Origin of the sequence: Paraburkholderia azotifigens, from assembly GCF_007995085.1 — a bacterium.
GTDB lineage: Bacteria > Pseudomonadota > Gammaproteobacteria > Burkholderiales > Burkholderiaceae > Paraburkholderia > Paraburkholderia azotifigens.
In genome coordinates, this window is record NZ_VOQS01000001.1 from 486566 (window position 1) to 497409 (window position 10844).

The following is a 10844-nucleotide window of genomic DNA, read 5'->3' on the forward strand; positions in this document are numbered from 1 at the left end:
CCGTGATCCACGCTGCGGGCGGCGCGCGAATCCACATGCCATGCGCGCCGGCGAACATTCGCGGCGGCGCGGAGCGGCTACGCTCGCGTCATATGAACTACATGGCGTGGCGTGTCGAATCCGTCGTCCTGGCGACGCTCGACATGAGCGATGCCCGGACCCTGTCGATGACACACGTGCCTACCCCAAACCTGCTGATCAACGGCCGCTTTCTCGGCCGCCGCGCAACGGGGGTCGATCGCTTCGCGTTCGAGACTATCCGTGCGCTCGATCAGCTGATCGAATTGCGCGATCCCCTCGTTGCGGGATTGCGGGCCGAGATTGTCGTACCCGAAGCGCTGACGGGTATGCCCAATCCCTTCCGGCACGTCGGATTGCAGGCGAGGGGGAAGGGCGGCGGTCTGCGCTGGGAGCAGCTCGCGCTGCCGCATGCCGCGCGCGGCCGGCTACTTCTCAATCTGTGCAATTCGGGGCCGCTGCTGTATTCCCGTCAGGTGACGGTGCTGCACGACGCAGCGCCTGCGCGCGTGCCTGACAGCTATAGCCGCTCGTTCGTCGCCTGGTATCGGCTGATGGCGCCGCGTCTTGGCCGCGTATCGCGGCGTGTGATCACCGTGTCGGAATTCTCGCGGCGCGAGCTATCCGACGCGTACCGGATTCCGGCCGGCAAGATCGGCGTCGTGCCGGAGAGCGGCGAGCATATGTTGCGTGTGCCCGTCGATGAGGGCGCCGTGGTGCAGAAGCTGAACGGGCGGCCATTCGTGCTCGCCGTCGGCAGTCTCAACCGGCACAAGAACTTCCGGCTCGTGGCCGACGCCGCGAAGCTCATCGGCGATGCGCAATTCGACATCGTCGTGGTCGGCGGCGGCGATGCGCGGGTGTACGGAGCGGACAAGGACGCGTTGCCGGCCTTCGTGAAGCACCTGGGCTACGTGACGGATGGCGAACTGGCCGCGCTTTACGCGCGTGCCGCGTGCTTCGTCTATCCGTCGCGCTACGAGGGTTTCGGACTGCCGCCTGTCGAAGCACTGGCGATGGGCTGTCCCGTCATCGCGTCGAGGCTGCCGTCTGTCCAGGAAGCCTGCGGCGACGCCGCGCTCTACACATCGCCCGACGACCCCGCCGAACTCGCCCGCCTGCTCGAACGGATCACCGCGGACGCGGCATTGCGTGCGAGCCTGCGCGAGCGTGGCCGCGCGAGGACAGAAGAACTCACCTGGCGCGCGACGGCCGCCCGGTTGATCGAGGAGATCTCGCCGTGGCTAATGTGACACTTGCCCCAACGGCCGCCAACGACACCCGGCGTTTTGGCCGCGTCGCGCTCGTGCATGACTGGCTCGCCGCGTATGCGGGCTCGGAGAAAGTGGTCGAGCAGATTCTGCAACTCTTTCCACACGCCGATCTCTACAGCGTCGTCGACTTTTTCCCGGAAGCGCAGCGCGAAGTACTGGGCGGCAAACGCGCTCATACGTCGTTCATCCAGCATCTGCCGCGCGCGCGCAAATCGTTTCGTCACTATCTTCCCCTGATGCCGCTGGCGATCGAGCAATTCGATCTGTCCGGCTACGATCTCGTGATTTCGTCGAACCATGCGGTAGCCAAAGGCGTATTGACCGGGCCGCATCAGGTGCACGTGAGCTATGTGCATTCGCCCATTCGCTACGCGTGGGATCTGCAGCATCAATATCTCGCCGAAGCAGGGATGCGGCGCGGCGTCAAAAGCTGGATCGTGCGCCTGCTGCTGCATTACATACGCATCTGGGACCACCGGACCGCACAAGGCGTGGATGCCTTCGTCGCCAACTCAGCGTTCGTTGGACGACGCATCAGAAAGGCCTACGGAAGCGAGTCCACGGTGGTCTATCCGCCCGTCGATGTCGAGCGGTTCGAGCTCAGCACGCAGCGCGAGGACGTTTATCTGATCGCCTCGCGCATGGTGCCGTACAAGCGCATTCCCCTGATCGTCGAGGCTTTCGCGGCGATGCCGTCGCGGCGCCTCGTGGTGATCGGCGACGGTACCGACTTCGCGCGCGCGAAGGCATGTGCGACACCCAATGTGACGCTGCTCGGCTATCAGCCCGACGCGGTGCTGGTCGAGTGGATGCAGCGCGCGCGCGCATTCGTCTTCGCGGCCGAAGAGGACTTCGGCATTTCCGTCGTCGAGGCGCAGGCGTGCGGGACGCCCGTCATTGCGCTGGGCCGTGGCGGCGTGCGGGAAATCGTCGTCGAGTCGCCGGACCCCGAGCGGGCGACGGGACTCTTTTTCGACGAGCAGAGCGTGGCTTCCATCGTCGACGCCGTGGAGCGCTTCGAGCAGTTGCCGCCGTTCAGCGCAGAGGTGTGCCGTCGCAATGCGATGCGCTTTACGAAGGAGCGTTTCCGCCGCGAGTTCATGGCGGTCGTGGAGAGCGCCGTCGAAGCGGGCCGCGTTCCGACAGATTCCGCGCTGCCGGAGCTTCGCCGCTGGCGCTCTGCCTGAACGGTGCAACAACAGGTCCGCTCGTGCATGCGCGCACTGAACGGACGGGAGAGGAAGCAGTGCCGTCAATATACGGAATCGTCGTCATCCTGATCGGGCTACTGGTGCTCTATACGTCGTTTCGCGGCGCGATATACGCGATGGCGGTGTTCTCGCTGTTCGCCTGCACGCTGGCGCTCGGACTCGGCAGCATCGGCATCATGCCCGCGCAGCTTTTCCTCATTTTCTTTGCGCTGAGAGCCTTCAATCTGTCGGGCGGAAGGGGGATCACCGATGCGTTCGCGATGGACAAGGCGGGGTTCTGGCTGCTTTGCACCACGCTATGGGGCGTCGCGGGCGCTGTGATATTGCCGCGTCTTCTGCAGGGATCGACGCTCGTGTTTCCGGTCGACCGCGGCATCACGGGTGTGGCGATGCTGCAGCCGCTCGGGCCCGTCTCCGGCAATCTGTCGCAGGCGATCTATTGCGTCGGCGACCTCGCCGTGTATGCCTGCATGGTCGCGTTTCTGAAGTATCGCGGTGCGTACCGGGCGCTCGCGAGCGGCATTTTTCTGCTCACGTGCCTGGATGTATCGGCAGGCGTGATCGATTTCGTCACGCATGCCGCCGGCCTCGATGTGATGTCGGTTATCAAGACGGCTTCCTACGCGGATCTGAGCGGCGAAGAACTCGGCGGGCTGGTGCGCATCACGGGCACCTTTGCCGAGACGTCTGCCTTTTCGAGTTTTACGCTGCCGCTGTTTGTCTTTTGCCTCAACCTCTGGCTGCTCGGTTATCGCCCGAAAATGGCGGGGTTGCTCGCGATCGCGACGGGCACACTGCTGCTGATGTCCACGTCGGGCACCGCCTATGTCGGGCTGGCCGCGTATATGGGCGTGCAGGTGTTCAGCCGGCCGGGCCGTGTTTCGCCCGGCGCACTCGAGCGCCAGCAGCGCATGTGGATCATCGCCGCTTGCGCGGGCGTGCTCGGCACGCTTTACGTACTCCTGTTCATGCCGGGCGTGGCGAAAGCGCTGACGGACTTTGTCGACACCACCGTCATGAGCAAGGCGGACAGTTCCTCCGGCATCGAACGGATGAGCTGGAACACGCAAGGCGTGACCAATTTCCTCGATACCTACGGGATCGGCGTGGGCCTGGGCAGCATTCGCGCATCGAGCTTCGTCGTCGTCGTGCTGGCGAATCTCGGCGCGGTGGGCGTGATCTGCTACGGGATGTTCCTCGCCAGGACGCTGCTGTCACCCGTGTCGACGCACTATCCGCCGACGGAGCGCGCCGTTTGCCATGCGGCGCGGCACGGCATGATCGCGACGCTGATCGTCGCATCGCTTGCGGCCGGCGTGTTCGAACTGGGTTCGACCTTCTACCTGTTCGCGGCGGCGGCGGGTGCGCTTTCGCAACGTGCGCCCAGACGCGTGCCGAGGCGTCCGGGGTGGGTGACGCAGCACGTGCAGGAACGAATCCCGGGCCCGCGCTAGCAACCTGTGCTTGCGCTTGCCGGATTGTTTTCGTTTGCGTGGGTTAGCCAGCAGTACGGCGCTGGTTGCATCGATAACATGTGCGTCGACATGCTGAAGATTGAATTCGAGTATCCGCCGGGGAACGATCATGTCCAGTGAAACGAGCCTGCCGTCGTCGGACGGGAAAGCAAAGGTTTGCCTCATCTTCGCGACTCGCGGGCGTGCCGAAGTCCTCGAACGTGTGGTGTCTTTCGTCGATTCGCAGACGGTCAAGCCGGATCTGATCATCGTCTCCTGTGTGTCGGACGAGGATGCCGGCAATCTTGCGAACCGGCCCGGATTGCTCGTCATCATGGGGCGGCCTGGTCTTACCGCGCAACGCAACAACGCGTTGAAGCATGTACCCGGCGACGTCGACGTCGTGGTCCTGCTGGACGACGATTTCCTGATGCACGGCCAATGGATCGAGGAAGTGCTCAAGGCGCTGGATAGCGATCCTTCCATTGCCTGTGTCACGGGAACAGTACTCGCCGATGGCATCCATGGGCCGGGTTACTCCGTCGAAGAAGGGCAGGCGATCCTGGCAAGGGCAACGGACGTCCCCGACCGCCTGCGCATCGTGCCGACGGGCGGCCCGTACGGGTGCAACATGGCCTTCCGGGCGCGCAGCATCGCGGGGCTCCGGTTCGATGAGCGTCTCGTGCTCTACGGCTGGCAGGAGGATCGCGACTTCGGCGGTCAGATCCAGAATCGCGGCGGTCGTGTGGTGCGCATCAATACGGCGCTAGGCGTGCATCTGGGTGTGAAGCGCGGCAGGGTATCGGGCCGCAAGCTCGGCTATTCGCAGGTCATCAATCCCCTCTATCTGGCGAGAAAGAAGACCATGCCGTTGCGCGCCGCGCTCGATCACATACTGCGCAATGTGGCGAGCAACATCGTGCGCAGTTTCGCGCCGGAGCCCTGGGTCGATCGCCGCGGACGCCTGGGCGGCAATCTGATCGGCTTGTGGGATTTCGTTCGCGGCCGGTTGACGCCCGAGCGGGCGGCCAATCTTTGAATGCCGGCGAGAATGACTTCGACTCCGCCAACCTTCTGCCAGCGAGGCCATGCTGATGTACAAGACGATAGCGTTTAACGGCAAGTTCTTTGGGGCAGGCCCAACGGGCGTGCACAAGGTTGCCGAGCAACTTATCGCCGCCACGGATGCATTGATTTCGGAACAGGCCGCCGACGACGTCGACTACGCGCTCGTCGTCAGAAATAGCGTCAAGGTGCCGTCTTACCGGAAAATCATGTGCGTTCAGGAAAATCCGCTGGCTCGCCGGATGCATCGGATCATCTGGGAACAATGCTATCTGCCGCTGGCCCGCAGGAAGGATTTCATCCTCAATCTCTGCAATCTCGGCCCGCTGTGTCATCGCGATTCGGCAACGATGATTCACGATGCGCAGGTCTACTCGGCGCCCGACTCGTATTCACTGGGCTTCCGGCTGTGGTACAGGTTCTTGTTCTTCTTTATCGGCAGACGGCACAGGCTGATCGTCACCGTGTCGGAGTTCTCCCGCAACGAACTCGTCCGCTATGGTGTCGCGAGCGCCGACAAGATCGTGGTCGTGCACAACGGCTGCGATCACGTGTTGCAGGTCCGGCCCGACGACAGCAAGCGCGCGGCGCTGGGCCTCGCGCCGAAGCGATACGTCCTTGCGCTCGCCAACACGCAGAAGCACAAGAACATCGGCATTCTCCTCAAGGCTTTCGCGAAGCCTGAAATGAAAGACATCACGCTGGTCCTGTTCGGCAGCGCGAAGCAAGCCGATTTCGAGGAAGCGGGGCACGCGGTGCCCGCCAATGTGAAATTCACCGGCTGGGTCAGCGATGCCGAACTGGTCGGCCTGATGGCCAGCGCGGGGGCGCTGGCGTTCCCGTCGCTCACGGAGGGATTCGGGTTGCCGCCGCTGGAGGCGATGGCGCTCGGCTGTCCCGTCGTGGCCGCGCCGTTCGGCGCGCTACCCGAGGTGTGCGGCAATGCCGCGCTGTATGCCGATCCCTTCGACGCGGACGCATGGAGCCGGCAGATGATCACCGCGCTCGACGATTGCGCCGTGCGTCAGTCGCTGATATCGACGGGACGTCGGCAGGCGGGCACCTTTACATGGAAACAGGCGGCTCGAAATCTGTTCGACGCCGTGAGAGCCGTCACTCCCGCTTATCCTCGATAGAGCGGGAAAGCGGGCGGGCAATGCTGTCGTGCTCGCGCCTCGTCGCTTTACCGCGGTGCTGTCGGCGCGAACCGGTTTGGGAGGGCAACGCAATGAAGAAGCTGGAGTCGGTTCAGGTGCTCCGCGCCGTCGCGGCCATGCTGGTGGTGTTTTGCCACGCAGCGGGCCAGGTGGGCGGCCACGGCGCACCCGCATCGCACATATGGACACTCGTCAACATCAAGGGGCTGTTCGGCGTCGATATCTTCTTCGTCGTCAGCGGCTTCGTGATGATGTACATCATTTCGGGGCAGCCCTCCGGCGGCACGACGGCGCGCCGGTTCTTCGGCGAGCGCATCGTGCGTGTCGTGCCGCTTTATTGGGCGGTGACGTTGCTGTCGATCGGTATCGGTCTCGCGCTACCGGCGCTCAAGTACAAGAACTGCTATGAGGTCGGATATGTGTTGCGGTCGCTGTTTTTCATACCGGCCATCAATCCGCTGACGGGTGCGCCGGAACCCGTGCTCGGGCTCGGCTGGACGCTGAACTTCGAGATGTTCTTCTATACCGTCATTTCGCTCGTCCTGCTGCTCGGCATCCGGCGCGTGTACCTCGCGGTCGTGGCGATATTCGTGACGCTCGTCGCGCTCGGTCTCGCGACGAAACCCGAATACCTGATCCTGAAAGGATGGACGCATACGATCATTCTCGAGTTCGTGTTCGGCGTGATGTTCGCGCAGTTGCGCCTGTCGGGGTTCCGGATGGGCGGCCCGGCTCAGGTCGCGTTGATCCTCGCGGGCGTGGCAGGCTGGCTGATGACGGGGCCCTCCGCGGACGGCACGTTCGACATGCGCGGCCTCATGTGGGGACCGCCCGCCGCAGCGATATTCGCGGGCGTCGTCATGGGCCGTCGCGACGTGCAGTACCCGAAGCTGCTTCTGCTGATCGGCGACGCATCGTATAGCCTGTATCTCACGCATCTCTTCATCATGCGGGCGGCGTGGCTGCTGGCAACCCAGCTGCCCGTCGGGGACGCGCTGCGGGTCGGCGCGTTCTTCGCGCTGTTTTTGCCTGGCTGCGTGTGCTTCGCGATCGTGTCGTTCCGTAAGTTCGAGATGCCGGGCATGCGCTTCGGGCGGCGCTATCTGCTGGCGCGGCAAGACAAGGGCAGCCTTGCCGAAGGCGTTTCGGCTGGAACGCAGCAGGTGAGAACCTGAGGTGACGATCGCTACGGGACGTCCCGCCCGGCTCTACGGACTGGAACATCTGCGCTTTCTCGCGGCCTTTGCCGTATTGGTACACCACATCCTCGAAGAGGCGTCGGGAAGTCCGCTCGCGCTCGTTGCACCCTCGGCGCAGCGGATAGGCGCGTGCGGCGTCGATATCTTTTTCGTCATCAGCGGCCTGGTGATGTGGCATACGACGTCGGGGTTCTCCGCGCGGACATCGGCTAAAGGATTCGTCGCACGCCGTCTCACACGCATCATGCCGTCGTACTGGGCGTGTCTTGCGATCGTCATCGCGCTGGCCGCGAGCGGCCTCGCGTACAGGCACCGGCCGCTCGACGGCGTCGGCATCGTCGAGTCGGTTCTGCTGCTTCCGCCTTCGGCATCGTCGGGGCTGATCATGGGCGTGTCGTGGACGCTCGTCTATGAGCTTTACTTCTACGCTGTCTGTACGGCCGTGCTATGTCTGCCGTGGCAAAGGTATCGCGTGGCATGGATCGCGGCGCTGCTCGCGGGCGTGCCCATCGTCCTCGATCTGGCGGGCGCCACGACATCGGCCCGGTATTACGCGGATCCCCTCGTCATCGAATTCGTGTGCGGCATTCTGCTCGGGGCGGTCAGTGCGCGTCTGCCTGCGCCTGGGCTTCGCAGCAGGTGGCTGGTGTTGATGGCATGCGTTGCGCTGTTCGGGTGGGCCTCGTTTGCTTCGCCCGATCAAACGACATCCGGACTTGCCCCTTCGTTCAGGTGGTGGGCGTGGGGACTGCCCGCCACGCTTCTCGTCGGTGCGTTCATCCATGCAGAGGACAGGGGCGGGCGCATCAGCCGCGCGCTGACGGTGCTCGGCAATGCGTCGTATGTGCTTTATCTGACGCATGGGTTCTGGATAAACGTATTCGCTCGGGCCGTCAAATCGGGAGCGTTCCATTCGTCGGTCAGTCTCTATCTGGCCGCTGCGTGTGTGGCGGGTGTTGCCGTTGCGTTTGCGCTCGGCCTCCACTTGTACCTCGAAAAGCCGGCGCTCGGTTGGCTCACCAGCAAGCGCTCGCGGGTTCGTCAGACGGCGCCCGGTTTGAGCTGAGTCGAGGCGGCATGGAGTCCGGCCTGGCAGGCAGGCCTGGACCCGGTCGGCCTGGACCCGTTCGGCCTGGACCTGATCGGCCTTGCGCTCTCCAGTGCGAATCCGCACCGGACAGTCAACCGGCGTTCGGGTCAGCCATGCCGCCGGGCGTGACGGGCTTGACCCGCGTCGTCGACGACCGTGCGAGTCTCTTCGAAAGCAACGCGCGGATCGGCTCGTCGACATACTTCGTCAAGATGATCGCACTCACGAGCGTCAGGGCGCACGCGACCACGATCGGAACGGTCGCTGACCCGTTTGGCTTGCCGATCAGCATGAACACAGCGCGGCCGATGGGGAAGTGCAGCAGGTAGACGGGATAGGACAGCCAGCCGAGATACTGCGCGATTCTCGCTTCGAACCTCGAAGCGCAAGGCAGGTTGGCGCCGACCATCACGAGGCAGGGCGCCACGCAGAAAATCACGAATGCCGGATAAGCGCCGCGCAGCGACATCGGAAACAGAAACATGATGAGCGCGACGATATAAAGGCCGTATGAGTTGCGAAGCACGCCTTTTAGCGCGTCCACGATGCGCAGATCGACGCCCGCGCTCCTCAGGTTGTAGAGCAGCACGCCCGATACGAAGCCGAAGGTGACGCGATAGAAGCCGCCGTCGAGCCTGCCTCCCGACCAGCCTTGCGAGAAGTCGACGACCGAGTGCCCATGAATCTCGAAACTCGTCAGGGCGCCTGTGATCAGAAACATCAGGCCGCCGATGACGCTGACCCTGAACAGCGTCGACCGGCTCAGCCTGACGATGATCACGAAGGCAATGCTCGCCACCATCTCGAAGAATAGCGACCACGCGGGCGGATTAGCCGGGAATATCTCGCCGACCGTCAGATCGGCAGGCACGGCGCCCGCAGCCGCCATGTTTGCATTGCCAAAATGGCCGACGTACGGCGTGAAGAACAGATTGTGGACGGTCGCTGAAATGATGCTTTGCATCGGGTAAGTCGACAGGCCGAGCACTTTCGCGCCGATCAGCACAGGCAAGCCGATCAGCAAGGAAATCAGCAGCATCGGATACAGGCGGATCACGCGCCGTTTTATATAGTCGGCCGCAGTCATGCCGTCGAGGAGCCGCGCGCCATACGAGTGAGCAATGACGAAGCCGCTCAGCATGAAGAAAAGATCGACGGCGACGTACGCGTTCTTGAACGCTTCCTGAGTGAAGTGCGACATCATCACGGCGATGGCGGCGACGCCTCGCAATCCGTCGAGTGCATCGTATCTGCTGTTTGTCGTAGCCATCGCGTCTCCACAACTTATGTTCCACGAGGGCGTGTCTTTGCCGCGCGCGGGTCATTGCTGTCGATGAGTCTAGCGGCTCGGTCGAGGCGGCTGTGTGCGATTGACAACGCAATGCGGGCGAGGCGGATCATTCCCGTCATATTGTTTGGCAACCCACGGAGCGGGACGGGGAAAAGCCCTACGCTCGAACATAGCGTGTCGCGCCGTTTGCGCGGGCGAGCGCCGATGCCATGCACTTTATTGTTCATTCAGGACGCTAGAGAAAATGAAGATCTTCGTCATCAATCTCGACAGGTCTACAGATCGACTCAACCACATGACAGCCCAGCTGGAGCGGCTTGGCTACCCTTGGGAACGCTTCTCGGCCCTCGGGCCCGCGCAGGTCGAAGAAATGCGCAGGACGCTCGACTTGCCTCTGCTGCGCGGCACGTGCACGGCGGGCGAAAAGGGCGCCGCGCTCAGTCACTATTCGATCTGGGAAAAGGTGGTGAAGGAAGGCATCGACCATGCACTCGTGCTCGAGGACGATGTGCATTTTTGCCGGGACGCGAGGCATCTTCTCGATTCGATCAACGAGAAGTTTTCGCGCGGGTTTCGCTATGACGTCATCAAGATGGAAACGTCGCTGGCGGGAATCTTCATCGACCGGAAGGGTCTGGATCTGTCGACCCGCACGGGACTGCACCGGTTACGCAGCAATCACACGGGTGCGGGCGCATATATCATCTCGAACGCCGGTTGCCGCAAGATGATCGAGCGCTTCGCATCGAATGATCGTGCCGTCGATCTCGTCATGTTCAATGGCGATCTGGAACAGACGTACGTGTATCAATTGCACCCGGCGGCATGCATTCAGGACGTCTGGTTGAAGAGCGGGAAGAAGGGGATGGCATCCGAAATTGGCGAAGAACGGTCGGACTGGAAGCCGGGATCCGTCTGGCTGCAACGAGCCAAGTCGCCGTTCCGTGGTGCGTACGACTTCGTTCAATCGCTGCGGGTCTGGAACAAAGGCCTGGTCAAAATCCGGTCCAGTTACATGGATGGGATCTGACGTCCCCGCGGCCTGAGATCCGCTTTGCGTTCGAAGCCAGCGGCTGGACGGCTGG

Annotated in this window: 9 protein-coding genes; 8 read left to right on the forward strand and 1 reads right to left on the reverse strand. The window is 63.1% G+C overall.

Annotation, left to right across the window (positions count from 1 at the left end):
- Positions 1-35: 35 nt before the first annotated feature.
- From FRZ40_RS02160 to FRZ40_RS02190, 7 genes are all read left to right on the forward strand, one after another.
- Positions 36-1271 carry a glycosyltransferase family 4 protein gene (locus FRZ40_RS02160; RefSeq protein ID WP_240057059.1) on the forward strand — a complete coding sequence of 412 codons (1236 nt, stop codon included), beginning with the start codon at positions 36-38 and terminating at the stop codon, positions 1269-1271.
- The gene (locus FRZ40_RS02165) at positions 1259-2479 is read left to right on the forward strand and encodes a glycosyltransferase family 4 protein (RefSeq protein ID WP_147233146.1); all 1221 of its coding nucleotides are present in this window, start codon (positions 1259-1261) and stop codon (positions 2477-2479) included. The genes FRZ40_RS02160 and FRZ40_RS02165 overlap by 13 nt, the downstream gene beginning before the upstream one ends.
- A gap of 59 nt (positions 2480-2538) precedes the next feature.
- The gene (locus FRZ40_RS02170) at positions 2539-3957 is read left to right on the forward strand and encodes a hypothetical protein (protein WP_147233147.1); all 1419 of its coding nucleotides are present in this window, start codon (positions 2539-2541) and stop codon (positions 3955-3957) included.
- 130 nt (positions 3958-4087) lie between these two features.
- A complete protein-coding gene (locus FRZ40_RS02175) occupies positions 4088-4996 on the forward strand; it encodes a glycosyltransferase family 2 protein (RefSeq protein ID WP_028365212.1) in 909 nt (302 codons plus the stop codon).
- Positions 4997-5051: 55 nt separating this feature from the next.
- Positions 5052-6158, forward strand: a complete 1107-nt coding sequence (locus FRZ40_RS02180; RefSeq protein ID WP_028365211.1) for a glycosyltransferase family 4 protein — start codon at positions 5052-5054, stop codon at positions 6156-6158.
- 92 nt (positions 6159-6250) lie between these two features.
- Positions 6251-7354 (forward strand): acyltransferase family protein, encoded by a 1104-nt coding sequence (locus FRZ40_RS02185; protein ID WP_147233148.1) that lies wholly within the window; start codon positions 6251-6253, stop codon positions 7352-7354.
- Position 7355: 1 nt separating this feature from the next.
- Complete coding sequence (locus tag FRZ40_RS02190; RefSeq protein WP_240057061.1) at positions 7356-8444, forward strand: acyltransferase family protein; 1089 nt, start codon at positions 7356-7358, stop codon at positions 8442-8444.
- A gap of 115 nt (positions 8445-8559) precedes the next feature.
- Here the strand turns inward: FRZ40_RS02190 and FRZ40_RS02195 are convergent, their stop codons facing one another.
- The gene (locus tag FRZ40_RS02195; RefSeq protein ID WP_147233149.1) at positions 8560-9738 is read right to left on the reverse strand and encodes an acyltransferase family protein; all 1179 of its coding nucleotides are present in this window, start codon (positions 9736-9738) and stop codon (positions 8560-8562) included.
- Between the two features lie 265 nt (positions 9739-10003).
- On the opposite strand from FRZ40_RS02195, the gene FRZ40_RS02200 reads away from it, so the two are divergent.
- On the forward strand, positions 10004-10789 hold the full coding sequence (locus FRZ40_RS02200) for a glycosyltransferase family 25 protein (RefSeq protein ID WP_028365208.1): 786 nt from the start codon (positions 10004-10006) through the stop codon (positions 10787-10789).
- The last annotated feature ends 55 nt before the right edge of the window (positions 10790-10844 follow it).

Bases quoted from the DNA above. Each gene is read 5' to 3' on its own strand.
- FRZ40_RS02175 (WP_028365212.1), top strand. From the start codon at position 4,088: ATGTCCAGTGAAACGAGCCTGCCGTCGTCGGACGGGAAAGCAAAGGTT.
- FRZ40_RS02195 (WP_147233149.1), bottom strand. From the start codon at position 9,738: ATGGCTACGACAAACAGCAGATACGATGCACTCGACGGATTGCGAGGC.
- FRZ40_RS02200 (WP_028365208.1), top strand. From the start codon at position 10,004: ATGAAGATCTTCGTCATCAATCTCGACAGGTCTACAGATCGACTCAAC.
- FRZ40_RS02180 (WP_028365211.1), top strand. From the start codon at position 5,052: ATGTACAAGACGATAGCGTTTAACGGCAAGTTCTTTGGGGCAGGCCCA.
- FRZ40_RS02160 (WP_240057059.1), top strand. From the start codon at position 36: ATGCCATGCGCGCCGGCGAACATTCGCGGCGGCGCGGAGCGGCTACGC.
- FRZ40_RS02185 (WP_147233148.1), top strand. From the start codon at position 6,251: ATGAAGAAGCTGGAGTCGGTTCAGGTGCTCCGCGCCGTCGCGGCCATG.